The 25,661-nt window shown below is 59.7% G+C and carries 23 protein-coding genes; 5 read left to right on the top strand and 18 right to left on the bottom strand.

What is annotated here, in order from left to right; genetic code table 11:
* Positions 1-136: 136 nt before the first annotated feature.
* Both ACZ5FP_RS01250 and ACZ5FP_RS01255 read left to right on the top strand, forming a co-directional pair.
* Positions 137-916 carry a 3-hydroxybutyrate dehydrogenase gene (locus tag ACZ5FP_RS01250; protein WP_223613730.1) on the top strand — a complete coding sequence of 260 codons (780 nt, stop codon included), beginning with the start codon at positions 137-139 and terminating at the stop codon, positions 914-916.
* Positions 916-2,037, top strand: coding sequence for a patatin-like phospholipase family protein (locus ACZ5FP_RS01255; RefSeq protein ID WP_223613731.1), 1,122 nt, complete (start codon positions 916-918; stop codon positions 2,035-2,037). Before ACZ5FP_RS01250 ends, ACZ5FP_RS01255 begins: the two co-directional genes overlap by 1 nt.
* A 1-nt stretch (position 2,038) precedes the next feature.
* On the opposite strand, the gene ACZ5FP_RS01260 is transcribed toward ACZ5FP_RS01255, so the two are convergent.
* The 12 genes from ACZ5FP_RS01260 to ACZ5FP_RS01315 all read right to left on the bottom strand — a co-directional run bounded on the left by ACZ5FP_RS01260 (position 2,039) and on the right by ACZ5FP_RS01315 (position 17,496).
* The gene (locus tag ACZ5FP_RS01260) at positions 2,039-3,217 is read right to left on the bottom strand and encodes an MFS transporter (protein ID WP_464661664.1); all 1,179 of its coding nucleotides are present in this window, start codon (positions 3,215-3,217) and stop codon (positions 2,039-2,041) included.
* A gap of 38 nt (positions 3,218-3,255) precedes the next feature.
* Positions 3,256-4,038, bottom strand: coding sequence for a DeoR/GlpR family DNA-binding transcription regulator (locus ACZ5FP_RS01265; RefSeq protein ID WP_464661666.1), 783 nt, complete (start codon positions 4,036-4,038; stop codon positions 3,256-3,258).
* A 371-nt stretch (positions 4,039-4,409) separates the two neighbouring features.
* Entirely contained in the window at positions 4,410-7,865 is a 3,456-nt protein-coding gene (pyc, locus tag ACZ5FP_RS01270; RefSeq protein WP_464661667.1) for a pyruvate carboxylase, read from the bottom strand.
* 170 nt (positions 7,866-8,035) lie between these two features.
* The gene (locus ACZ5FP_RS01275; RefSeq protein WP_223613735.1) at positions 8,036-9,151 is read right to left on the bottom strand and encodes a branched-chain amino acid ABC transporter substrate-binding protein; all 1,116 of its coding nucleotides are present in this window, start codon (positions 9,149-9,151) and stop codon (positions 8,036-8,038) included.
* A 127-nt stretch (positions 9,152-9,278) separates the two neighbouring features.
* Entirely contained in the window at positions 9,279-9,632 is a 354-nt protein-coding gene (locus tag ACZ5FP_RS01280) for a DUF6867 family protein (RefSeq protein ID WP_464661669.1), read from the bottom strand.
* Positions 9,633-9,694: 62 nt separating this feature from the next.
* On the bottom strand, positions 9,695-10,444 hold the full coding sequence (locus ACZ5FP_RS01285) for an ABC transporter ATP-binding protein (RefSeq protein ID WP_223613737.1): 750 nt from the start codon (positions 10,442-10,444) through the stop codon (positions 9,695-9,697).
* Entirely contained in the window at positions 10,444-11,718 is a 1,275-nt protein-coding gene (locus ACZ5FP_RS01290; protein ID WP_464661671.1) for an ATP-binding cassette domain-containing protein, read from the bottom strand. The genes ACZ5FP_RS01285 and ACZ5FP_RS01290 overlap by 1 nt, the downstream gene beginning before the upstream one ends.
* Positions 11,718-13,142: a high-affinity branched-chain amino acid ABC transporter permease LivM gene (gene livM / locus ACZ5FP_RS01295; protein ID WP_464661672.1), complete on the bottom strand. Its 1,425-nt coding sequence runs from the start codon at positions 13,140-13,142 to the stop codon at positions 11,718-11,720. The genes ACZ5FP_RS01290 and livM overlap by 1 nt, the downstream gene beginning before the upstream one ends.
* 4 nt (positions 13,143-13,146) lie before the next feature.
* Positions 13,147-14,055, bottom strand: coding sequence for a branched-chain amino acid ABC transporter permease (locus tag ACZ5FP_RS01300; RefSeq protein ID WP_105734358.1), 909 nt, complete (start codon positions 14,053-14,055; stop codon positions 13,147-13,149).
* Positions 14,056-14,324: 269 nt separating this feature from the next.
* Positions 14,325-15,326, bottom strand: coding sequence for a 4-hydroxyproline epimerase (locus ACZ5FP_RS01305; protein WP_223613740.1), 1,002 nt, complete (start codon positions 15,324-15,326; stop codon positions 14,325-14,327).
* Positions 15,327-15,339: 13 nt separating this feature from the next.
* On the bottom strand, positions 15,340-16,593 hold the full coding sequence (locus ACZ5FP_RS01310) for an NAD(P)/FAD-dependent oxidoreductase (RefSeq protein WP_464661673.1): 1,254 nt from the start codon (positions 16,591-16,593) through the stop codon (positions 15,340-15,342).
* A 9-nt stretch (positions 16,594-16,602) separates the two neighbouring features.
* On the bottom strand, positions 16,603-17,496 hold the full coding sequence (locus ACZ5FP_RS01315) for a dihydrodipicolinate synthase family protein (RefSeq protein ID WP_464661674.1): 894 nt from the start codon (positions 17,494-17,496) through the stop codon (positions 16,603-16,605).
* A gap of 81 nt (positions 17,497-17,577) precedes the next feature.
* Between ACZ5FP_RS01315 and ACZ5FP_RS01320 the strand changes: the two genes are divergently transcribed.
* Positions 17,578-18,231, top strand: a complete 654-nt coding sequence (locus ACZ5FP_RS01320) for a GntR family transcriptional regulator (protein WP_464661675.1) — start codon at positions 17,578-17,580, stop codon at positions 18,229-18,231.
* Positions 18,232-18,302: 71 nt separating this feature from the next.
* Here the strand turns inward: ACZ5FP_RS01320 and ACZ5FP_RS01325 are convergent, their stop codons facing one another.
* Positions 18,303-19,799, bottom strand: a complete 1,497-nt coding sequence (locus ACZ5FP_RS01325; RefSeq protein ID WP_223613744.1) for a CoA-acylating methylmalonate-semialdehyde dehydrogenase — start codon at positions 19,797-19,799, stop codon at positions 18,303-18,305.
* A gap of 132 nt (positions 19,800-19,931) precedes the next feature.
* Between ACZ5FP_RS01325 and ACZ5FP_RS01330 the strand changes: the two genes are divergently transcribed.
* A complete protein-coding gene (locus ACZ5FP_RS01330; RefSeq protein WP_288192953.1) occupies positions 19,932-20,813 on the top strand; it encodes a LysR family transcriptional regulator in 882 nt (293 codons plus the stop codon).
* A gap of 157 nt (positions 20,814-20,970) precedes the next feature.
* A complete protein-coding gene (locus ACZ5FP_RS01335; RefSeq protein WP_464663133.1) occupies positions 20,971-21,309 on the top strand; it encodes a DUF3011 domain-containing protein in 339 nt (112 codons plus the stop codon).
* A 55-nt stretch (positions 21,310-21,364) separates the two neighbouring features.
* On the opposite strand, the gene rlmH is transcribed toward ACZ5FP_RS01335, so the two are convergent.
* From rlmH to proB, 5 genes are all read right to left on the bottom strand, one after another.
* Positions 21,365-21,847: a 23S rRNA (pseudouridine(1915)-N(3))-methyltransferase RlmH gene (gene rlmH / locus ACZ5FP_RS01340; RefSeq protein WP_464661677.1), complete on the bottom strand. Its 483-nt coding sequence runs from the start codon at positions 21,845-21,847 to the stop codon at positions 21,365-21,367.
* 168 nt (positions 21,848-22,015) lie between these two features.
* Positions 22,016-22,399, bottom strand: coding sequence for a ribosome silencing factor (rsfS, locus tag ACZ5FP_RS01345; protein ID WP_223613748.1), 384 nt, complete (start codon positions 22,397-22,399; stop codon positions 22,016-22,018).
* 149 nt (positions 22,400-22,548) lie between these two features.
* A complete protein-coding gene (locus ACZ5FP_RS01350) occupies positions 22,549-23,145 on the bottom strand; it encodes a nicotinate-nucleotide adenylyltransferase (protein WP_223614128.1) in 597 nt (198 codons plus the stop codon).
* A gap of 56 nt (positions 23,146-23,201) precedes the next feature.
* Positions 23,202-24,485: a glutamate-5-semialdehyde dehydrogenase gene (locus ACZ5FP_RS01355; protein ID WP_464661680.1), complete on the bottom strand. Its 1,284-nt coding sequence runs from the start codon at positions 24,483-24,485 to the stop codon at positions 23,202-23,204.
* 3 nt (positions 24,486-24,488) lie between these two features.
* On the bottom strand, positions 24,489-25,655 hold the full coding sequence (gene proB, locus ACZ5FP_RS01360; RefSeq protein ID WP_464661681.1) for a glutamate 5-kinase: 1,167 nt from the start codon (positions 25,653-25,655) through the stop codon (positions 24,489-24,491).
* Positions 25,656-25,661: the final 6 nt, after the last annotated feature.

The raw sequence follows: 25,661 nt of genomic DNA on the forward strand, positions 1-25,661 counted from the left end.
AAAGCAAATGCTCTTGCCGATCACGCCACAGTGAACCGTATGACAAAGTGTTCACGTTCCAAAGCTGGTATTTTTGCTGCAATGCAATATATTCCAGACGCCTTCAACACGGTTGTTAAACCAAAGGAAGTTTCTCATGGCCAAGAAGACCGCAGTCGTCACAGGTTCCAACTCCGGCATCGGACTGGGTTCCGCCCACGCCCTCGCAGCGGCGGGTTACAATGTGGTGATCAATTCCTTCACGGACCGCCCGGAAGACCACGATCTTGCCAAGGAGATCGCCGCACAGCATTCCACCGGCGTCGCCTATATCAAGGCCGATATGTCCAAGGGTGACGAATGCCGTGCCCTGATCGACCAGGCTGCTGCCGCATTCGGCAGCGTCGATGTACTGGTCAACAATGCCGGCATCCAGTTTGTCGCGCCGGTCGATGAATTCCCGACGGAAAAATGGGATGCGATCATCGCCATCAACCTGACCTCGGCGTTCCACACCACCGCTGCCGCGCTTCCCTATATGAAGAAGGCCGGATGGGGCCGCATCATCAATATCGCCTCGGCACATGGCCTGCGTGCATCGCCGTTCAAGTCGGCCTATGTGGCGGCCAAGCACGGCATTCTCGGACTGACCAAAACCGTCGCGTTGGAAGTGGCCGAAAAGCATATCACCAGCAACGCCATCTGCCCCGGTTATGTCCTGACACCGCTCGTCGAGGCTCAGATCCCCGACCAGATGAAAGCGCACAACATGGACCGCGAAACCGTCATCCGCGAAGTCATGCTCGACAGGCAGGCGACCAAGGAATTCGCCACGGTCGACCAGATCGGCGCGACGGTGGTGTTTCTCGCCAGCGATGCGGCGGCGCAGATCACCGGTACATCCATCTCCGTCGATGGCGGCTGGACGGCGCAGTGATGAACCACAAACCCAAAGTCATCAACATCGCGCTGCAGGGCGGCGGCTCGCACGGCGCCTTCACCTGGGGTGTTCTCGACCGCATTCTGGAAGATGGCCGGCTGACCATCGAGGGCATATCCGGCACCAGCGCCGGTGCCATGAATGCCGTCGCGCTGGCTGATGGCTGGAGCCGCAACGGTCCTGATGGCGCCCGCGAAAAGCTCTATGAATTCTGGCGGGCGGTGGGCCGCACCGGGCAGTTCAGCCCGGTTCAGCGCACGCCCTGGGACCGCTTTTTCGGCAACTGGTCCGTCGAGAACGGCGTCGGGTATAATCTGTTCGAGCAGTTCTCGCGCATGTTTTCGCCCTATGAGTTCAACCCGTTCAACCTTAACCCCCTGCGGGATGTGGTCGAGCGTGAAATTGATTTCGACCGGGTGAAAGCCTGTTCGGCGCTCAAGCTGTTCATCTCGGCAACCAATGTGGAAAGCGGCCGCCTGCGGGTCTTTTCCCAGTCGGAGCTCAATGCCGATGTGGTAATGGCATCCGCGTGCCTGCCCTATATTTTCCAGGCGGTGGAGATTGAAGGTGAACCCTACTGGGATGGCGGCTATGGCGGCAACCCGGCGCTCTATCCCTTCTTCTATTCGACCAAGAGCGAAGACCTGCTGCTTATCCAGATCAACCCGATCGAACGGCGCGGCGCGCCGAAGACCGCCCGCGAAATCACCGACCGTATCGACGAGATCACCTTCAATGCAGCGCTGCTGCGTGAGTTCCGTTCGATTGCCTTCGTCAATTCGCTGATCGACGCAGGCCGGATCGAACACGGCGAATACAAGCATATCCGCATGCACCGTATCGATGCCGATGTGGCGCTGGCTGGCCTGGCGGCCTCATCGAAAATCAACGCGGAATGGGCCTTTCTCGAATATCTGCGCGACCTCGGCCAGGCCGCAGCCGATGACTGGCTGGAAGAGCATTTCGATGCGGTGGGCGAACACGCGACACTCGATCTCTCCGGTGAGCTTTCTCCCGAAATGAATGTCGGATTGAAAGCCCACAAGGCCGGACGGCGGGTGACCGACTTTCTGCTGCAGCGCAAGAAACCGGCGGTCGCGGCAAGCCGCCGGGCATAGATCAGGTGCCCGGGTTTTCGTTGCGGTCGGCACTGGCGGCAAGATTGGCCATCAGGAAGACCACGACAAGCAGGCAGGCCAGCACCATATAGACCGGGCCGAACCCCGTGCGCCCGCCGACAAAGCCGATGGCTGAGGGCGCGACCAGAATGCCGGAATAGCCCATCAGCGTAACGAGGCTGAGGGCGACGCCCGAAGACGTTCCCTTCTGGTTGCCAGCAGCCGAGAAGGCAATGGGCACCATATTGGCAATGCCCAGCCCCGCAAATGCAAAGGCAAAAATGGCGATCCAGGGGCTTGGCGCAAGGCTTGCAACCAGCATGCCCGATGCACCAATGAGCGCGGAAATGCGCAATGTCTTCACCGCACCGAAGCGGTTGCGCACGCCGTCGCCGAGAAAGCGCATGACGGACATCGTTCCCGAAAATGCGGCGAAGGCAAATCCGGCTGTGGCAATATCGGCACCGCGCTCCTGCTTGAGGTAAAGCGCCGCCCAGTCGAGAACCGACCCTTCCGGAACCATGGAGAAAAGCGCCATGATACCGATTAGGTAAATCAGCGGGTTGGTGGGGAAAGCCAGCTTGCCCTTTTTCTCGTGCACCACCGGCGCATCTTCAGTGATCATGTAGCGGAACGCGGCTAGCCCCAGAGCAACCGCAATGGCGGTGACCACCCCCGCATGAACCAGATGGCCCTGTGCTTCGATCAGCAAGCCGCCAAGGGCGCCGCCGGCGAAGCCGCCAAGGCTCCAGAACCCGTGCGAGGATGACATGACGGCGCGCGACAGCTTTTTCTCCACCTCGACGGCATTGGCGTTCATGGCCACATCCATGCCGCCGATGACGGCACCGAAGAGGAAAAGCGCGGGCGCCGCGATATAAACATTCGGAGCCAGCGCCACCAAGAGCAGGGAAAAGCTGCAGAAGACGGCAAAGCCCTTCACCACCGCGCGCGAGCCGTACCGGCCGATGAGGTAGCCGCACCAGGGCATTGCCGCCAGGGCGCCAAGGCCAAACACCAGGATCATCAGGCCGAGCGTGAACTCGCTGATGTGCAGGCGGGTCATGAACACGGGGATCTGCGGCGCCCAGCTGCCGATCAGAAATCCATTGAAAAAGAAAGCGCTGGCAACTGCCCAGCGGCCATAGACGGCTTTCTTCCTGTAGACGGAGGCATCCATAGTTTTATCACCAGCTTGAATTTCGGACAGGATGGACATCACGCACCGCGTCTGTCGGCGATGACGACTTCGACACCCACGGCGCGAATCCGCTCAACAATCGACGGGTCGGCGGTTCTGTCGGTAATCAGCGTCGATATGGCCGAGATGGGCGCGATGGCAAAGGGCGCCTGCTTCAGCAGCTTTTCAGCCGTGGCTAGCAGCATCACTTCATTGCTCGCCTTGCTCATGGCCAGTTTCAGATGCGCGTCCTCGTAGTTCTCGGCGCGCAGTGTCAGGCTCTCGTCGATGGCGCAGGCGCCGAGCACACAGTAATCGACATGCATGAGCTGCACTTCGGCAAGCGGCGACTGCCCGATGACGCTGCGGGTGAAACGATTCAGCGTGCCGCCGAGGAGAATAACCTCGCACAGGGGATGGTCGAGAGCGGCCGAGGCAATATCCGGCGAACTGGTGATGATGCGCATCTGCAGGTTGACCGGCAGGGCGCGCACAAACTCAAGCACGGTCGTGCTCGAATCGAGAAGCATGGTGGAATTCGGGGCAATTCGTTCAGTGGCAACGGCGGCAACCGCCTTTTTCCCGGCGGTTTCGTCCTTGGCGCGCTGCTGAAAGCTGCGAAAGCTCGAACTGCTGCGCGCCGCACCGCCATGGAAGCGCTGGACAAGCCCTGCTTCGGATAACTCGCGCAAATCCCGGCGGATGGAATCTTCCGAAACACCGAATTCCGTCGCAACGGCATTCGCCAGGACGCGGCCGGATTCATTGACCCGTTTGAGGATCATGCTCTTCCGCTCTTCCGGCGACAGGTCTTTGGTCATTGTGGGAACACCCTGCACATGCGCGCTCATATCCCGCATCGGCTGCGGAACTCAACGACCCGACCATACTTCGCATATGCGCACTATTCAATGCCTGTTTATGCCGATATGCGCACATATCGGCATAAACATGTTACATCGGGTGATGGGCGGCAGCTTTGTGCGTGGTTCGACAAGCTCACCATGAGGGAAGTAGAGGGCTGCAAAGCCAATTGGGAGCGTTGCAGAACAAGCTCCCTGCAATGCACCACCTCCCTCATGGTGAGCTTGTCGAACCACGCACAAAACTGCCATCAGCACGCATCCATCGCGTCGTGCCCCAAGATTGAACTTAAGGGCACGACGCGGCCGGCTATGCGGACCAGATGGCCTTACTCGTAGACGGCGAGCAGATCCTTGGCATCGATCTGGTCACCGGCGCGGACCAGAATTTCAGCCAGCGTCCCATCCCGCTCGGCACGCAGGGCCGTTTCCATCTTCATCGCCTCGATGGAGAGAAGCACGTCACCCGCATTGACCTTCTGGCCAACCGAGACGCCGACCGTGGACACAATACCCGGCATCGGCGCACCGACATGCTTGTCATTGCCAAGCTCTGCCTTGCGGCGGACACCGACGCTGCCCGCACGGGTGCGGTCAGGCACCTTCACGCGGCGCGGCTGGCCGTTCATTTCGAAGAACACGGTAACCATGCCCTTCTCATCCGGTTCACCCACCGCCTGATTGCGTACAACCAGGGTTTTGCCACGCTCGATATCGAGGAAAACTTCCTCTTCCTGCGCCAGCCCGTAGAAATAGACATGTGTCGGCAGCACACTGGTCGGACCGTAAGTGCCGTGCGTCACGGCAAAATCGGTGAACACTTTTGGATACATCAGATACGAGGCAAATTCCTGGTCGCTGACCTTGCGCTCCAGCTTTTCCTCAATGTCCTTGCGCTCGGCCACGAGATCGGCCGGTGCCAGCAGTGAGCCGGGCCGATCGGTGAAAGGCTTTTCTGCTTTCAGGATCTTCTTCTGGATATCTTTGGGCCAGCCCTTCGGGGGTTGGCCGAGATCGCCGCGCATCATCGAAACCACCGAATCCGGGAAGGAAATATCCTTGTCCGGGTTCTTCACGTCGGCGACGGACAAGTCCTGGCTGACCATCATCAGCGCCATATCGCCCACGACCTTGGATGACGGCGTGACCTTGACGATATCGCCGAACATCTGGTTGACGTCGGCATAGGCCTGCGCCACTTCGTGCCAGCGCGTTTCAAGGCCGAGCGAGCGTGCCTGTTCCTTCAGGTTGGTGAACTGGCCGCCCGGCATCTCGTGCAGATAGACTTCCGATGCCGGTCCCTTCAGATCGCTTTCGAATGCCGCATATTGGGTGCGGACCGCCTCCCAGTAGAACGAGATGCGGCGGATCCATTCCGGATCAAGTCCGGGATCGCGCTCCGTGCCCTTGAGGGCTTCGACGATCGAACCGAGACAGGGCTGCGAGGTATTGCCGGAAAGAGCATCCATGGCAGCATCGACCACGTCGACTCCCGCATCCACGGCGGCAAGCACGGTTGCCGCTGAGATGCCAGACGTGTCATGCGTGTGGAAATGCAGCGGCAGGTCGGTCGCCTCGCGCAATGCCTTGAACAGCACTTTGGCAGCGCCCGGCTTGAGCAGCCCGGCCATGTCCTTGACCGCGATGATATGCGCGCCGGCCTTTTCCACTTCCTGCGCCAGATCGACATAATATTTCAGGTCGTATTTCGGCCGGGCGGAATTCAGGATATCGCCGGTGTAGCAGATGGCGGCCTCGCACAGCTTGTCCTCCTCAAGCACCGCATCCATGGTGACGCGCATGTTTTCGACCCAGTTGAGGCTGTCGAACACGCGGAACACATCGACGCCGTTGCGGGCGGCCTGCTGTACGAAATACTTGACCACATTGTCGGGATAGCTCTTGTAGCCCACACCATTGGCGCCGCGCAGAAGCATCTGCAACAGGATGTTCGGTGCCGCTTCGCGCACGTCTGCAAGCCGCTCCCATGGATCTTCCGTCAGGAAGCGCATGGCCACGTCGAACGTCGCGCCGCCCCAGCACTCCAGCGAGAACAGCTGCGGCAAAGCGCGCGCATAGGTACCGGCGACCCGGGCGATATCGAAGGTGCGCATCCGCGTTGCGAGCAGGGACTGATGACCGTCGCGCATGGTCGTATCGGTGAACAGGGCGCGCTTTTCATTGCGCATCCATTCGGCGAACTTCTTCGGCCCCAACTGATCCAGCAGCTGCTTGGTGCCATCCGGGATCGGTGTCTCAATGAACGGCACCCGCGGCAGCGCCGCTTCGGCCGGCGGCGTGGCGCGGCCCTTGGTTTCCGGATGACCATTGACGGTGACGTCGGCCAGATAGGTCAGAAGCTTGGTGGCGCGATCCTGGCGCTTCACCTGTGCGAACAGCTCCGGCGTCGTATCGATGAACTTCGTCGTGTAGCTGTTATCGGCAAACTTCGGATGGGTGATGATGGCTTCAAGGAAGGTCAGGTTGGTGGCAACACCGCGGATGCGGAACTCGCGCAAGGCGCGGTGCATACGCTGGATCGTCTCGTCGGCCGTCGGCGACCACGCCGTGATCTTTTCCAGAAGCGGATCGTAATAGCGAGTGATGACCGCGCCCGAATAGGCGGTGCCGCCGTCCAGCCGGATGCCGAAACCGGTTGCACCGCGATAGGCGGTGATACGGCCGTAATCCGGAATGAAGTTCTGTTCGGGATCTTCCGTGGTGATGCGGCACTGCAACGCGTGGCCGTTCAGCTTGATATCCTTTTGCGCGGGAACGCCGGATTCCGGCGTTCCGATCGTCGCGCCTTCCAGAATGCGGATCTGCGCCTTGACGATATCGATGCCGGTGACTTCCTCGGTCACCGTGTGTTCCACCTGAATACGTGGATTGACCTCGATGAAATAGAACTGGTTTGTGTCGGCATCCATCAGGAATTCGATGGTGCCCGCACCGATATAAGCGGTTTTCGCGGCAATCTTCAGGCCGTAATCGGCAATCTCCTTGCGCTGCGCCTCGTTGAGGTAAGGCGCAGGCGCGCGCTCGACGACCTTCTGGTTGCGGCGCTGGATCGAACAATCGCGCTCGAACAGATGCACCGCGTTGCCGTGCGTATCGCCAAGAATCTGCACCTCGACGTGGCGCGCGCGCTGCACCAGCTTTTCAAGGTAAACTTCATCCTTGCCGAAGGCGGCCTTGGCCTCGCGCTTGCCTTCGGTGACCTCGCGGGCAATATCATCCGGCGAGAAGATGGCGCGCATGCCGCGCCCGCCGCCGCCCCAGGATGCCTTCAGCATGACGGGGTAGCCGATCGTCTCGGCAAGCTTCTTCACCTCGTCCATGTCGTCGGGCAGCGGGTCGGTTGCCGGCACGACCGGAACGCCGATCTCGATGGCGAGATTGCGGGCAGCAACCTTGTTGCCGAGGCGGCGCATGGTTTCCGGCTTCGGCCCGATGAAGATAATTCCGGCTTCACCGCAGGCCTCGGCAAATTCCGGACTTTCGGACAAGAGGCCATAGCCCGGATGGATGGCGTCAGCGCCCGACAGCTTTGCCACCCGGATGATTTCCTCGATCGACAGATAGCTTTCGATCGGCCCCATGTCTTTGGCCAGATGCGGCCCGCGCCCAACCTGATAGGACTCATCCGCCTTGAAACGGTGCAGCGCCAGCTTGTCTTCCTCCGCCCATATCGCCACGGTTTTCATGCCAAGCTCATTGGCGGCGCGGAAAACACGGATGGCGATTTCTGATCGATTGGCGACGAGGATCTTCTTGATAGGCAAGGCGAAAACTCCGAAATCTCATAAAGGCAATATGAGTGGTAAAACCCTATTGGCGCGGTGATTGCTGCACTGCAAACAATGCATATTGATCACAAGACGGTGAAATGTCCAACGGCAAAATGCCCGGCATGAGAGCCGGGCATTTCGCATGAGATAGCAAGCGAAAAGGCTTACTGCTGGATGTAGGTGTACTTGCCGTCCTTGTCCTTCTTCCATTCGTACATGACGTAGCCTGGAAGCTTCGGATCGCCCTTTTCGTCAAAGGAGATATCGCCGAGAACCGACTTGAACGGGCCTTTTCCCTTCAGAGCCTTGGCAACGGTTTCAGGATCGTTCGACTTAGCAGCGGTTGCTGCTTCGACGATGGCCTGCACGGCTGCATAGGCGTAGAGGGTGTAGGCTTCCGGCTCAAAACCGGCCTTGCGGAACTTCTCGACCAGTTCCTTGTTGGCCGGGTTGTTGCGCGGATCGGGACCGAATGTGTTGAGCGTACCGACCACGGCGTCGCCGGCAATCGCTGCGAGCTCGTTGGTGACGATGCCGTCGCCGGAGATGAACTTGACCTTCAGGCCCTGATCAGCCAGCTGGCGGATGATCAGACCGGCTTCGGTATGCAGACCACCCCAATAAAGGACGGTAACGCCGGCCTGCTTTGCCTTGGCGATCAGTGCGGAGAAGTCCTTGTCGCCAACGTTGACGCCTTCATAAAGAACAGGCTTCAAGCCCTTTGCTTCGATCGTCTTCTTGGTTTCATCGGCAAGACCCTGACCATAAGGCGTCTTGTCATGGATGACCGCGATCTTTGCATCCTTGTAATGCTCGGCGATATAGGCACCGGCAATGGCACCCTGCTGGTCATCGCGACCGCATGTGCGGAATGTGTTCCACAGGCCGCGTTCGGTGAACACAGGGTTTGTCGCGGCTGGTGTTACTTCAACAATGCCGTTTTCCGCATAGACTTCGGATGCCGGAATGGATACGCCGGAATTGAAGTGACCGACAACGAACTTCACGCCATCGGCAACGAACTTGTTGGCAACCGAAACGCCCTGCTTGGCGTCGGAAACGTCATCGCCCAGAACGAATTTGATCTTTTCGCCATTCACGCCGCCAGCCGCATTGACCACCTCTGCGGCCGCTTCGGCACCCTTCTGGATCTGCGCGCCGTAAGCGGCATTGGGGCCGGTCAACGGAGCACCAATACCGACCAGAAGATCAGCATAGGCGTGACCGCCCAAAGCGAGCATTGCTGCAACAGCAACACCCGAGAACAGTGACTTCTTCATTTGAAAACTCCCATTTTCTAGGTACTTACGAAACCCCTAACGATGAAATCTTCCCATCGCTTGAAGACCACATTTGCCGATTTTCCGGCGGTTGTCACGCTGATTCATTTCGCGTCAGCGAGATTGCTTAGGCCCCTTTTCTTTCCTTGAACGAGAAGGGGGAAACTTTTTCATAGAGCCAGTGATATTGCTGAACCATCTGGTTTGTCCGGGTGTAGCGATAGCCCAATGTACCGATGATGATCAGCACGATCGTGTCGACGACGTAGTAGTGCAGCGTCACCATCGTGCCCTCAAACAGCGCAAAGTGGATGAAGCGGACGCCGATGCCGAGAAGCAGCATATAGAAGATCAGGATTGTATGGGAACGCCATGTCTTGGCGCAGGCGCGGCCCGCCATCCATGCGGCCCAGCCACCCATGACGCAGGTTACCAGCACAAACAGCCAGAATGAGGGTTCTTCGTACAGAATGCCTTGCATGGCAGTATTCCCCTTGCAGCACCGGATTTTCCAGACCCGCTGGAAAGCCGGTCCTATTTTTGTCAGTGACGCCCGCCCTCGAGATAGGCCGCGCGCACTTCCGGATTGGCGAGAAGATCTTTGCTCGATCCGCTCATCGTCACGATACCATTGACCATCACATAGCCGCGATCCGCCAGTTTCAGCGCGCCGAAGGCATTCTGTTCAACCAGAAACACCGTCAGGCCCGTGGACTTGTTCAGTTCCTTGATCGCCTCGAAAATGTGCTTGATGATCAACGGCGCAAGACCCAGCGACGGCTCGTCCAGAAGCAGCAGGCGCGGACGCGCCATCAATGCGCGGCCGATGGCCAGCATTTGCTGCTCACCGCCCGACAGGGTACCGCCGCGCTGGTTGATGCGTTCCTTCAGGCGCGGAAACAGGTCGAAAACCTTGCGCACGTCCTCGTCATAAAACTCCAGATTGTCGAGGCTGGCGCCCATCTGCAGGTTTTCCTGCACAGTCATGCGCGGGAATATCCGGCGGCCTTCCGGTGACTGGGCGATGCGCAGGCGCGCGATCTCATGGGTCGGCAATTGCGTGATGTCCTGGCCGGCAAACATCACCCGGCCCTTGCGGGCCCGGGGCATGCCGAAAATGGTCATCATCAGCGTCGACTTGCCGGCGCCGTTGGCGCCGATCAGCGTGACGATTTCACCGGCATCCGCATGGACGCTGACACCGCTGAGCGCGCGGATATTGCCGTAATAGGTTTCAACGTTCTCGACACTGAGAAGGGCCCCGGTCCTCGGAAGAGTTTGTGTTTCCGACATTACTTCGCCCCTCCGGTCTTCTTCGCAGCCGGTTTGCCCTGGCTCTCTTTCGCCAGCTTTTTGGCCTGGCCGATCCAGTCTTCGCGCGCGATGCGCCCGTCAAACGCCAGATAGGCTTCGGCGGCGATCACATCGGCCTTCTTCCAGGCCGCGATCTGGTCGAAATGGAAAATGCCATGTTCGTTGAGCCGGCGCTCGTTGACCGGGCCAATCCCCTTGATCAGGGTCAGATTGTCGGGCGTGCCGCCGCGCGGTGCGGCGAGCGCATTGGCGGTTGCTCCCGCCTTGATTGCCGGACCGGCGGGCTTTGCCGCGGCTTCGGCCGTTGCAGCGACCGGCGCTTCCGGGTGCGTCTCGGTGATTTCCTGGATGGCCTCCGTGGATAAAAGATCAACGGCCGCCGTGATATCATCATTGCCGGTCGCCACGACGTGCTCGATCAGTTCGACCACCTCTTCATCCTCGACACCGAGATAGGCGGCAATGACCTTCGGGTCATTCTTCACGCTCTCCGGCGTTCCGTCGGAAATCTTGGTGCCGTATTCGAGTACAACAACGTGATCGGAGATTTCCATTACCACGGACATGTCATGCTCGATCAGGATGATCGACGTTCCTGTTTCATCGCGGATGCTGAGCAGCAGCTGGTTCAGCTCCGCCGATTCACGCGCGTTGAGACCAGCGGCGGGTTCGTCCAGGCAGAGAAGCTCCGGATCGGTGCACATGGCTCGGGCGATCTCGAGACGCCGCTGGGCGCCATAGGGCAGATCGCCTGCCGGGTCGTCGGCACGGTCGATGAGGTTGATCTTCTGCAGCCAGAAACGGGCTTTCTCGACCGCGTCGGCGGCGGCCTTCTTGTAAGTGGGAAAGCCGAGAAGACCGAGGATCGTATAACCCGACGACAGCATCAGGGGATTGTGCTGGGCGACCAGCAGATTCTCCAGAACGGTCAGCCCCGAGAACAGCCGGATGTTCTGGAACGTGCGTGCCACTTTCGCCTTCTTGGTGATGACGAAGTCGGCCATGCGCTCCAGAAGATATTCCTCGCCATTCTGGCGGGTCATGGTCAGCATGCCTTCGGTCGGCTTGTAGAATCCGGTGATGCAATTGAACACCGTGGTCTTGCCTGCACCGTTCGGGCCGATCAGGGCGGTGATATCCCCGCGCTTGGCTTCGAAGTTCAGGTCGTTGATGGCGATAAGCCCGCCAAACTTCATCGAGAGATGTTCAACGCGCAGCACGGCGCTGGGATTGTTACGCACTTCCGAAACCATCAGCCGTGCCCTTCTTTCGTAAACTCGCTGGAGATCATCTTGCGCTCGTGCAGGAAGGCACTCGGTTCCCGGTTACCGACAAATCCGCGCGGCTTCCACACCATGACGACAATCATGGCGAGACCGAACAGCAGCATACGATAGAGTTCCGGCGTAAAATCGTTGCCGAAGATCAGCTTGAGGAATTCCAGTTCGCGCAGGAGTTCCGTGCCGCCGATCATCACCGCCGCGGCGATGGCGATACCGATGAGCGACCCCATGCCGCCGAGCACGACGATGGCAAGAATGATCGCCGATTCGAGGAACACAAAGGACTCGGGACTGACGAAACCCTGGCGGGCAGCGAAGAACGATCCGGCAAACCCGCCGAACATCGCGCCGGTGGCAAAAGCCGTCAGCTTGGTGGTCGTCGTGTTGATGCCGAGGGACCGGCAGGCGATCTCGTCCTCGCGCAACGCTTCCCAGGCGCGGCCGATCGGCATGCGGCGCAGGCGGATCGTCACCCAGGCGGTCAGGAGAGCAAGGAACAGAATGAGATAATAGAGGAAAATCTTGTAGTAGACGCCGGAGTTCGGCAGGCCGAACATGGCGGCAAAACCGGTGGGGCCCGGCGTGAAGGGAATGCCGAACATGGTGGCCTTGGCAATACCGGAGATACCGAATGTACCCTTGGTCACAACGGTCCAGTTGATCAGCACAAGACGGATGATCTCACCAAAGGCCAGCGTAACGATGGCAAGATAGTCACCCCGCAGCCGCAGCACCGGAAAGCCGAGCACAATGCCCCACGTGGCGGCAAAGATACCGGCCATCGGCAGGAGCAGCCAGAAGGACAGGCCGAAATGCGCGGAGAGCAGGGCGTAGGAATAGGCGCCGACCGCGTAGAAGGCGACATACCCAAGATCGAGCAGGCCAGCGAGACCCACGACGATGTTCAGACCCCATGCCAGCATGACGTAGATCAGGATCTGGATACCGAAATTGTCGACATATTTGAGCGAGCCCTGCACACCGCTCTGGAACGACCATTGTCCGGTCACCGCGAACTGAATCAGCGCCAGGATCAGGATGACGACGAAAGGGTAGGTGAAAAGCAGGGCAAGGCCAAACCGCGACACCGTCGCCTTGAGCGAGCGGCGGTCGATCTTGGCAGCGGCTGGCACCTTGCTTTTGGCCAGCTTCGCCTGTTCCCGCGACGGCGTAATGAACGCTGCGAAGATGAAGCGCCCGATGGCAGCCACGGCCACGAAGATCGCCAGCAGGCCCCAGCGCTGGGCGAGAACCAGTTCATTGTTGATGTTCTGGTCGGTGCGGAAACCAATGACAAGGAAGAACAGGCCGAACGCGATGATTCCGGCAATCACCGCTTCCCTGACGGCTTTCACGTAGACGGAATCCTGTCCTGAAGATTGGATATCAGCCATAAGCTCAGACCTTTTCGACTTCGGGCCGACCAAGAATGCCGGAGGGCAGGAAGATCAGGACGATTGCAAGGATCGAAAATGCAGCCACATCCTTGTAATCGATGGAGAAATAGGCAGACCACAACGCTTCGATCAGCCCGATCAGCAGGCCGCCGACCACCGCACCGGGCAATGAGCCGATACCGCCGAGCACCGCGGCCGTGAACGCCTTGACGCCGGGTGTGAAACCATCGGTGAAGGAGATGACACCGTAGAACATGAGGTAAAGCGTTCCGGCGACTGCAGCGAGCATGGCGCCCATGACAAAGGTCATGGAAATCGTCTTGTCCACGTCGATACCGAGGAGCGCGGCCATCTTGCGGTCCTGCTCGCAGGAACGCTGGGCCCGCCCGAGCGTGGTCCGGTTGACCAGATACCAGAATGCGGCAAGCAGGATCGCGGTGACGATAACGATCACCATCTGCTTGTAGGCGATGGTGATGCCCGTGCCGTAGATTGTCACACCGCCATTGACGAGCGGCGGGATCGGCTTGTTGCGCGGGCCCTGTGTGACCTGCACGAAATTGGACAGCGCGATCGACATGCCGATCGCCGTGATCAACGGCGCGAGACGGAACGATCCGCGTAGCGGCCGGTAGGCAAGACGCTCGATTGTCCAGCTCCACAACCCTGTCAGCAGCATGGCGACAAGCATCATCAGGAGCAGCGCCAGCACAACAGGGACGCCGCCAATAAACGTGGTTAAAGCAAGAAAAACGATCATCGCCATGAACGCGCCAAGCATGAAAACGTCGCCATGGGCAAAGTTGATCATGCCGATGATCCCGTAGACCATCGTATAGCCGATTGCGATCAGTCCGTAGATTGAACCGAGTGTCAGACCGTTGATCGATTGCTGGATGAAGTACTCCATCGCAACGATACCCCTCATTTTCATTGGGAAGTTTCTTATCCGGTTTTTTTATCCGGTTCCCGTTTACCCCAACCTCTTTACACGTAACGTCTGCGTTAAAGAAAGCAACAGCTTTTTTAGCACAAACAGCGGCATCACATTTGCTTGCATACTCCGTGCGAAATTTTTCACCAAATTTTCGTCATTTGTTGACGAAATTTACAGCTAATGCCTCTGATTTAACTGAATTACCTATCCCCGCCTTATTGTCGGAACGAGCCGGGCAAGGCTCACTTGACCACAAAGCCGTGAGCGAAGGGATCGCGGTCATCGATAAAGATCGTGCTGTAACCGGTCATCCGCGCCCACCCCGCGACCGAGGGTATTATTGCATCGCGATCGCCGACATGGGTGGCCGATTCCACCCGGCCATGAAACAGCGAGCCGATGATCGATTCATGCACGAAGTCGTCTCCAGGCTTCAATTTTCCCTTTGCCGTCAGTTGCGCCATGCGGGCCGATGTACCCGTGCCGCAGGGGGAGCGGTCAATCGCCTTGTCACCGTAGAATACGGCATTGCGCGCATGCGCTTCCGGCTTGGTCGGCGCCCCGGTCCACAGAATATGGCTGAGTGTGTTGATATCTGGCTTTTCCGGGTGCTGGAACGTATATCGCTCGTTCAGACGCTCGCGCAAAACCGGGCTCCAGCCGATAAGATCGAGCGCCCGGTAATCCGCCATATCCCGGAAGTTTTTCTGCGGATCGACGATTGCATAGAAATTGCCGCCATAGGCAACATCCACATGCAGTGTCCCGAGATCCGGACATTCCACTTCCAGCCCTTCCGCATAGAGAAAGGCCGGAACGTTGGTGATGCGCACGCTGGTGACATACTGGCCTTCCTGCGTGTATTCGGCGACCACCAGACCGGCCGGAGTATCCAGCCTCAATATGCCCGGTGTCTTCGGGGTGATCAGGCCGTGTTCGATCGCCATCGTCACCGTGCCGATGGTGCCGTGACCGCACATGGGCAGACAGCCCGACGTCTCGATGAACAGCACCGCCACGTCGCAATCCTCGCGGGTCGGCGGATAGAGAATGGAACCGGACATCATGTCGTGGCCGCGCGGTTCGAACATCAGACCGGTGCGGATCCAGTCGAATTCGCGCAGGAAATGCGCGCGTTTTTCCATCATGGTCGAGCCGGTGAGGTTTGGCCCTCCCCCTGCCACGAGACGTACCGGGTTACCACAGGTGTGACCGTCGACACAGAAGAAGGAATGACGCGCCATGATGTACAGGGTCCTAAAAGCGTTGCGGATTAAAGGGATCGATCGGAATCGACGGCCGCCGGCCCTCGATGAGATCGCAGATCAGTCGTCCCGTGGCGGCGGACTGGGTCAATCCCAGATGCCCGTGACCAAAGGCATAGAGAACATTTTTGCTTTGCCTGGAATAGCCGATAACCGGCAGGGAATCGGGCATCGACGGACGATATCCCATCCATTGCCGGCCGCCGGATACATCGAGATCCGGCAGGAAAGCCTTGGCCTTCTGCAGCATGACGTCCGAGCGCTTGTAATTGGGGGGCAAATCGAGGCCGCCCAGTTCGACGGCTCCGCCGACGCGCACCCCGGTTTCGAGCGGTGTTACGACGAATCCGTGACCGGAGAAAATCAACTGGCGTTTCAGATCAAAGGCCCCGACAGGCAATGTGGTGTTATAGCCGCGCTCCGTATCCAGCGGAATATGGTCACCAAGATGCCGCGCCAGCCGGTGTGACCAGGCTCCGGCCGCAATGATGAGCTTGCCTGTTTCGACTGCCCGCCCATCGGCAAACCTGACTGTACCACCCGCATCGTTCGCGCCGATGGAGACGACGTCTGCACGCTCGAAGCGGGCGCCCAGTTTTTCCGCATGGGCCCATAGCCCTTTGCCGACATGTTTGGGATCGCTGACTGTCTTCCATCCCGGAACGAACGTTCCGGCGACAAAGCGCCGTGCCAGACCCGGCTGACATGCGGCCAGTGCTTCGCCGCGCAAATGTTCGAAGGCGATGCCCGCCCTCTCCCGTGCCGCCCAGCCGGGCAGACAGAGATTGAGCTCGTGTTCACTCTCGTAAAGCTCAAGCGAACCATCCTCGCGCACCATATGGCGGATACCGGCGCGCTGCATCAGATCCAGCATTGCCGGCTCGGCGAGGCGCATCATCGCGCCCTGCGCCACCGTGGTATGTTCCAGCACGTCCGGCCGGCTGGCGCGCCAGAACCGGTAGAGCCATGGCGCCAGCCTGGGGAGGTAGGACGGCCGGATGGTGAACGGCCCGAGCGGGTCCATCAGCCAGCCCGGAACCTTGGCCATGACCCCTTTCGAGGCCATCGGCAGTATGTCGGAAAAAGCCAGGGCCCCGGCATTGCCGGAGCTCGTCCCTTCGCAGATGCCCTGATGATCGATCACCAGAACCCTGCGCCCGGCTTCGCCCAGAAAAGCCGCGATGGCGACGCCGATGATACCGGCGCCGACAATGACAATATCGTGCTTTTCCGGAGCGGCGCTCATGGCGCAGCCTCAGAGAACAGGCAGCTTCGGCCGCGACGCCATGGCATCCCTGACGATCTTGTCGACAGCCGCCCGGCGCGCACCGCGCAAAGGCTGGCGCGGCAGACGAACGCGATCATTGGTTCCGATTTCATGGACTTCCGCCAGTTTGATGTTCTGCACAAGATAGGTGGAGACATCGAGGTCAAGCAAGGGGCGGAACCAGCGATAGATATCCAGTGCCTCGGCATAGCGGCCGGCACCGATGAGCTTGTAGATCGCAACCGTCTCTTTCGGGAAGGCCGTGACCAGCCCGGCGACCCAACCGATGGCGCCTGCAGTCAGCGCTTCGAAAGCGAGGTTGTCGACACCGGTGAAGAGGTCGTAACGCTTGCCGAACGTATTGATGATATCGGTGGTACGGCGCACGTCGTCGGAGGATTCCTTGATCGCCACGAAGTGCTTGTCGGACGCAAGTTCCGCCAGGATTTCGCTGGTCACATCGACGCGATAGGCAATGCGGTTGGAATAGATCATCACGGGCAGATCGCCGGCAGCTGCAACGGCTTTCAGGGTGGTGACCGTTTCTTCCGGGTCCGTATGATAGATCGGGCTTGGAACCAGCATGAGGCCGTCGGCACCAGCCTTGGCCGCCTGCTTGGCAAGCGCGGCGCCATCGCGGGTTGCCGCTTCATTGATGGTGAGAAGCACCGGCTTGCCCTTGGCAACACCCTGCGCCGTTTTCAGCACCGCGAGTTTTTCCTCGTGGCTCAGCATCGGGCCTTCGCCGAGCGAACCTGCAACAATCAAACCATCGCAACCCGCATCCATCAGGAGCGAGAAGCAACGTTCCATTTCCTTGTGATCGAGTTTATCATCTTCAGTGAATTTGGTTGTAACCGCAGGGAAAACGCCTGACCACATGTCTCTTCTCCTTCTTGATATATCAGAAATATATCTATAGGACGTGTGGCTGTCAATTGCCTTGAACAGAAAGTTTATCTGATGGATCAAACCGCAGTCCACACCATGGCCCAGACGGGCGAAAGTCTTGCTGAACTGGCCTATCGCCAGATCGAAGAGATGATCGTCACGCTGAAGCTTGAGCCTGGCGCGGTCGTCAACGAGCGCACCCTCACGGACGTTACCAATATGGGCCGCACGCCGGTGCGCGAAGCGGTGCAGAAGCTGGCCTGGGAAGGCTTGATGGAAATTCGCCCCCGCTCGGGCATTGCCATTGCCGCGCTCAATCCGCAGGACTTTACCAAGGTTCTCGATGCGCGCGAGGGTGTCGAGCGGGTTCTTGCACGCGATGCGGCGCTCTATGGCGCATCGCTGCATCATGAAAGGCTGAAAGCGGCATCCGATGCAATGATGGCTGCAAGCTCCGGCAACGATGTGATCAGCTTTCTCAACGCCGACAAGATTTTCGATACGGTGCTCGGACAGGCGGCGGAAAACCCCTATGCGGCCCGTCTGGCGTCCCCGCTGCAAACCCATAGCCGCCGGTTCTGGTTCCGCCTGCAGCGGCCCGGCAGCCTCGAACAATCCGCCGGGGCGCACACCGCGCTGATCAAGGCGATCATCGCCCGCGAACCGGACAAGGCCGCCGACGAAGCGACCCGGCTGATCGGCTATCTCCGGACAATGGCCCCGTAAATCGGGTTTGGCCCAAAAGAAAATCGCCGCCCGGTGCGGAACCGGACGGCGATTTCAAGGTTCAAAGCAATTTACTTCATCGTCGGAATGACGAACTCGGCCCCGTCCTTGACGCCCGACGGCCAGCGCGACGTGACGGTCTTGGTCTTGGTGTAGAAGCGGAATGCATCCGGGCCATGCTGGTTCAGATCGCCGAAACCGGAACCCTTCCAGCCGCCGAAGGTGTAATAGGCGATCGGAACCGGAATTGGCACATTGATACCGACCATGCCGACCTGAACGCGCGAGGCAAAATCCCGGGCAGCATCGCCGTCACGGGTGAAGATCGCAACGCCATTGCCGTATTCGTGTTCATTCGGCAGACGGATCGCATCCTCATAGGTATCGGCGCGGACAATGCCCAGAACCGGACCAAAAATTTCTTCCTTGTAGATGCGCATGTCAGGCGTGACATGATCGAACAGGCAACCACCCATGTAGAAGCCGTTCTCATAGCCCTGCATCTTGAAGCCGCGGCCATCGACGACGAGCTTCGCACCTTCCTGGATGCCCAGATCGACATAGCCTTTGATGCGATCCAGCGCCTGCCGGGTCACAACCGGGCCGTAATCCGCCGACGCATCGGTGGAGGGTCCGACCTTCAGGCTTTCAACCCGGGGGATCAGGCGCTCGACGAGACGATCCGCGGTATCCTTGCCGACGGGAACGGCAACGGAGATCGCCATGCAGCGCTCGCCCGCGGATCCGTAACCGGCACCGATGAGGGCATCAACCGTCTGGTCCATGTCCGCATCGGGCATGATGATCATGTGGTTCTTGGCACCGCCGAAGCACTGGGCACGCTTGCCGTTGGCCGTGGCGCGCGAATAGATGTACTGGGCAATCGGCGTCGAGCCGACAAAGCCGACAGCCTTGATATCCGGATCATCCAGAATGGTGTCTACAGCTTCCTTGTCGCCATTGACGACGTTGAAGATGCCCGCCGGCAAACCGGCCTCGATGAAGAGTTCGGCCAGGCGCATCGGCACGCCCGGATCGCGCTCGGAAGGCTTCAGAATGAAGGCATTGCCCGATGCAATCGCCGGACCGGCCTTCCACAGCGGGATCATTGCCGGGAAATTGAATGGGGTGATGCCGGCAACGACGCCGAGCGGCTGGCGCATGGAATAAACATCGATGCCCGTGCCGGCATTGTCGGTGAACTCGCCCTTGAGCATGTGGGCTGAGCCGAGGCAAACCTCGACCACTTCCAGACCGCGCTGGATATCGCCCTTGGCATCGGGAATGGTCTTGCCATGCTCGCGCGCCAGAAGTTCGGCGAGCGAGTCGTATTCGGCTTCGACGAGATCAAGGAACTTGCGCAACACGCGCGCACGGCGCTGCGGGTTGGTTGCGGCCCATGCCGGCTGAGCCGCCTTGGCATTGGCAATGGCAGCGCGCACTTCATTGGGGGTTGCGAGCGCCACGCGGCCCTGAACGGTGCCGTCCATGGGCTGGAAAATTTCGGTCGTGCGACCGCTTGTTCCGGCGACATGCTTGCCACCGATAAAATGTCCGACTTCACGCATTGCGAGCAACCTCCCTGGGATTGACTGAATTTCGTTACCCTATCATCGCGCTTCAAATTTTTTATTGCAAGCCGAGCGAAAGCGTATCCGTTGTGCAAAAATTGAAGTACGAATAGCGCAGGAGGTCAAACGATGAGCTGGGACGATGTGCGGATTTTTCTGGCTGTCGCGCGTTCGGGTCAAATACTCGGCGCGGCCAAACGGCTTGGCGTCAACCATGCGACCGTGGCGCGCCGTCTCACCGCGCTGGAGAATGACATCAACACCAAGCTGCTGACCCGCCGCACCAATGGCTGCGAGCTGACCCATGCCGGCGAAGAATTCCTCCTGTCAGCCGAGCGCATGGAAGCGGAAATGCTGTCGATCCGCTCCTCGCTTGGCGATGCCGATGTGTCCATTTCCGGGTCGGTGCGCATTGGCGCGCCGGATGGCTTCGGTGTCTCCTTCCTTGCGCCGCGCCTTGCCACCCTCACCGCCCGCTATCCCGATCTCAAGATCCAGCTTGTTCCGGTTCCCCGTTCCTTCTCGCTGTCGCGGCGCGAGGCTGACATAGCCATCACGGTCGACCGGCCCGATCAGGGCCGCCTCGTGGCGAAAAAGCTCGTCGACTACACGCTCTGCCTCTATGCCAGCCGGTCCTATCTGGCTGCGCACCCGGCACCCCGCAGCATCGAAGATCTCGCGGCGCACCGGCTGGTCGGTTATGTCGATGATCTGGTCATCAGCCCTTCGCTGAATTATGCGCCTGAAATCACCCGCGAATGGCGCCCCGCTTTCGAGATTTCCAGTGCCATCGGGCAGGTGGAAGCGGTGAAGGCCGGGGCGGGCATCGGCATTCTGCATACATTCATCGCACGGGAATATCCCGACCTTGTGCCGGTCCTGCCGGAACGGACGATTCACCGGTCCTATTGGCTTGCCTACCACGAATCCGTACGCACCCTGCGCCGCATCACGGCGGTCTCCAGCTTCATCTCCGATCTCGTGAACAGCGAGACTGGACGATTCACCTGACAAAGCATAACAGGCAGCGGTGGAAATGTGATTGACGAGCACGGAACAAACACCACAATTGCGCCTTGAACACATGCGCTTTCAGCGTGTGTTGACATCATATCGGAGAGGGAAAATGTACCGATATATACTAGCTTTGGCTGTAACCCTGGGGGGTATGCAGTTCGTAACGGTTCCAGCCGCACAGGCGCAGGAACGGCCCATCAGATGCGAATCACGCAGCTTCCGCTACAATGAGTGCGAGACCGACATGCGTCGGCCGCGGATCATCCGGCAGCTTTCGGGTTCGGCCTGCATTCCCGGCCAGAGCTGGGGCTTCAGCCGCGGCACCATCTGGGTGGACAAGGGCTGCTCGGCGGTCTTTGCCGACAGTGCCGAGCGTCCGCGCTGGCGGGATCAGAATGATCGCCCGCGTTGGCGGGATGATCGCTATCCCCGCCGCGACTACCGGCGTGAATACCGCGATGACCGTTACTACCAGCCGGACGATTATTGATCGGCATTATAGGCCTCGTTTTTCGCCATCTCCGGCCGGAGGTGGCGAAAACACTTCACACCCGGTGATACGGGTGCCCGGAAAGGATCGTGGTCGCGCGGTAGAGCTGTTCCGCCACGAGAATCCGGACAATCTGATGCGGCCAGGTCATGGCACCGAGCGCCAGCACAAGATTGGCACGCTTCCTTAAATCCGCATCGTGGCCGTCGGGCCCGCCTATCGCCAGGAGCAGCTGGCGTTTACCGTCATCGCGAAACCGGGCGATTGCATTGGCGAAGTCTTCCGATGGCATGGTCTTGCCGCGCTCGTCGAGAAGAACGAGCACGCCACCCTGATCCAGCGCTTCCAGCACCTTGGCGGACTCTTCCTGTTTGCGCAGGTCCGGCTGCTGGGCGCGGCTTTCGGTGATTTCGGTGACGGAGTTGAATTCGAGACCGAGCGGCGAACCGGTTTTCTTCAACCGGTCGAAATAACGGTCTGCCAGTTCCCGTTCGGGGCCAGATTTCATCCGGCCCACGGCAAAAACGGTGATACGCATGGCACGTCCAGTCCTTTGTCACTTGGCGCGAAGAATACATCTCCGGCGCATGACCGGTCCATATCCAGTAAGCCGCCCGAAGCATCCCGCTGGCGTTATGCCGGGATGCCCCGATCCGTCAGAACTTTCTCACACCAGGCCCCGCGTGCCGTAACGGCACACCTTGCTCTAATGTACGGTTTCCCCGTCAAGTTCGGGAGCCTGCCACATCTTTTCGATGTTGTAGAACTCACGCACTTCAGGACGGAAAATATGGATGATGATATCGCCCGTGTCGATCAGCACCCAGTCACCGCTGGAAAGACCTTCAACCTTCGCATTGTTTCCGTGACCGCTTTCCTTCAGCGCACGCAGGAGCTGATCAGCCACCGCCGTTACGTGACGGTGCGAACGGCCCGATGCGATGACCATATGGTCGCCGATGACAGATTTTCCGCGAAGATCGATGGGGACAATTTTTTCAGCCTTGGAGTCATCGAGACTGGCAAGGACCGTCTGGAGGGCAAGAGAAACGGAAGTTGCACCGTTCATCTCCGCCGTTGAAGGTGCCAAGGCATCCTTCTTCTGAATTGCTGTTCTCAGTGTATTTCCTTTCCAATAAGAACAACGCGCCGCAGCCTTTAATCTTGCTGCACGTTATTAAGATAGGCAGAGTCGCATGACACTTTCAAGACGTCGCGACACGGCCTTTGTTCACGTTTTCATTCCTGCCGTTTTACGGCTCCGTTGCGTATCGCCGTCGACGACAGCGATGAACGCGGCCCGTGGATGAAAGTCCAGGCCGGCGCGGGTGCCCGTGCCAGCAGCGGGGCGTCATCCTCATCGAAACGGGCATAGTCAAACGTCTTGGCCATGCGCGACGAGAGGAAAGCCAGGGTCGAGCCCGGACGGTCGATCACGGCGATGGGAAACGTCATGGCAATCTTCTGCCAGCGCTGCCAGCGGTGAAAATCGGCAAGATTGTCCGCTCCCATGATCCAGACAAAATTCACACCCGGATTGCGCGCCTTGATCAAAGCCAGCGTGTCGGCCGTGTAGCGCACATTATAGGCTGCTTCGAACGCCGTCACCTTGATGCGCGGATCATGCACCTGCTGCTCGCACAATTTCAGCCGTTCCGCCAGAGGAGCCAGATGGCGCGTGTCCTTCAGCGGATTGCCCGGCGTGACAATCCACCAGAGCTGGTCGAGCTGCAGCCGGCGCAGCGAGATTTCCGCCACCAGCGCGTGGCCCGCATGGGGCGGATTGAACGATCCGCCAAACAGCCCGACGGTCATGCCCTTTTCAACGAAAGGCATGCGCAGATGCGCATCGCTCACGCCGGGAAAATCGTGACGTAACGCATCGACGGATGTCACGGGCGGGTCTGGCCATTGCCGCGCACGCGGTATTTGAAGGATGTCAATTGCTCCACACCCACGGGGCCCCGTGCGTGCATCTTGCCCGTCGCGATGCCGATTTCCGCGCCCATGCCGAATTCACCGCCGTCGGCAAATTGTGTCGAGGCGTTGTGCAGCAGGATGGCAGAGTCGATTTCGTTGAAGAACCGCTCAACCACATGCATGTCCTCGGCAATCACCGCTTCCGTATGGTGGGACGAATAGTGATTGATATGCGCGATCGCGTCGCCAATACCGTCAACCAGCTTCACGGATATGATGGCATCGAGATATTCCGTCGACCAATCTTCCTCCGTCGCCGGTTTTGCTTCGGCAAACAGCTGGACCACTGTGGCGTCACCGCGAATTTCGCACCCTGCTGCCTGCAGATCCTCAAGCAGCGGCAAAAGACGGACGGGGGCGATCAGCCGGTCGAGCAGCAGTGTCTCGGCCGAACCGCAGACGCCGGTCCGGCGCATCTTGGCATTGACGATAATCCGGCGCGCCATGTCGAGATCGGCAGAGGCGTCGACATAGACGTGGCAGAGCCCTTCCAGATGGGCAAAGACCGGCACGCGCGCTTCCGCCTGCACCCGGGCCACGAGGCTTTTGCCGCCACGCGGAATAATGACGTCGAGATTGCCGTCCAGCCCCTTCAGCATTTCGCCGACCGCGGCGCGGTCCGTCACCGGGATGAGCTGGATGGCATCCCTGGGCAAACCCGCCGCTTCGAGCCCTTCGGCCAGCGCCGCATGGATGGCGCGGGAAGAATGGGCGGAATCCGACCCGCCGCGCAGGATGACGGCATTGCCCGACTTGAGGCAAAGGGCACCCGCATCGGCTGTTACATTCGGGCGGCTTTCGTAAATCACGCCGATAACACCGAGCGGCGTGCGCACGCGCTCTATGTGCAGGCCGTTGGGACGGTCCCATTCGGCAATGATGTCCCCAACCGGATCCTTGAGGGCGGCAATGGTGCGGATGCTTTCCGAGATCGCGGCGATACGGCCGGCATCCAGCTTCAGCCGGTCGAGCAGCGAGGCGGCCATACCGGCCTTTTCCCCATCGGCCATATCCTGCCGGTTGGCGTCCAGAATCTCCGGGGCACGGCGATCCACCGCATCCGCCATGGCGATCAGGGCAATCATCTTCTGTTCCGGCGAAGCGATGGACAGCGGCTGGGCAGCGGCACGGGCCTTGCGGCCGATTCCGGCCATCAATTCAGCAACGTCGTCAATCGGTTCGACCCGTCCCAGCATTTCTCACTCCTTCGCAGCACGTTTTGCTGCGCGTACAACCAGATCATCCCGGTGAATCATCGCCGACCGGGCATCGTAACCGAGGATCGCGGCAATCTCATTGGTCTTGCGACCTGCAATCCTTACGGCATCTGCGGCATCATAGGCAATAAGGCCGCGCGCGGCTTCGCGTCCGTCCGGACCGACCACGGCAACCGTATCGCCGCGGGTGAATTGACCGGCAACGTCACGGACACCGGCAGCCAGAAGCGATTTGCCGGATTTAAGCGCCGTAAGCGCACCCTCGTCGATCACCAGCCGCCCGGCCGGCTCGAGATTGCCCGATATCCACGTCTTCCATGCATTCACCGGATTGAGGCTCGGCTTGAACAGCGTCGACCGCTCGCCCGCATCGATGGCACCCAGCGGATGCATGCGCGTGCCGGAGGCAATGATCATCGCCGTACCCGCCGCATTGGCAATCTTGCCGGCATCGAGCTTGGTCTTCATGCCGCCGCGCGAATATTCCGACGCGGCCGCGCCGGCCATGGCCTCGATGTCAGGGGTGATGGCGTCGACAACCGGCAGGAACTGCGCATCGGGATTCTGATGCGGCGGCGCGGTATAGAGCCCGTCAATGTCGGACAGGAGAATCAGAAGGTCCGCCCCCATCATCGTCGCCACACGCGCAGCAAGGCGGTCATTGTCGCCATAACGGATTTCCGTGGTCGCCACGGTGTCATTCTCATTGATGACGGGCACAGCCTTGAGCCGCAGCAGGGTGCCGACCGTGGCGCGGGCATTGAGATAACGGCGGCGCTCTTCCGTGTCGGAAAGGGTAAGCAGGATCTGGCCGGCGCGCAGCTGATGCCCGCCCAGCACCTCGGAATAGGCTTTGGCAAGTTCGATCTGACCCGCCGCAGCCGCAGCCTGGCTTTCCTCCAGCCGCAGCGCGCCCTTCGGCAGTCCAAGCACCGTCCGGCCGAGGGCGATGGCACCGGAGGAGACGATCATCACCTCGACGCCTGCCTGCACCAGCTTTGCCACATCGGCACCGAGGCTTTCCAGCCAGTCGCGCTTCAGTCCTTTGGAGCGGTCCACCAGCAATGCCGAACCGATCTTGACCACGATCCGCCGATAGGCGGAAAGCTTGAGGGTGGCGGGAGAAGCGAGCTCGTTCTGCGCGGACATGATGCA

The sequence above is a fragment of the Phyllobacterium sp. T2-21 genome (genome assembly GCF_055378485.1).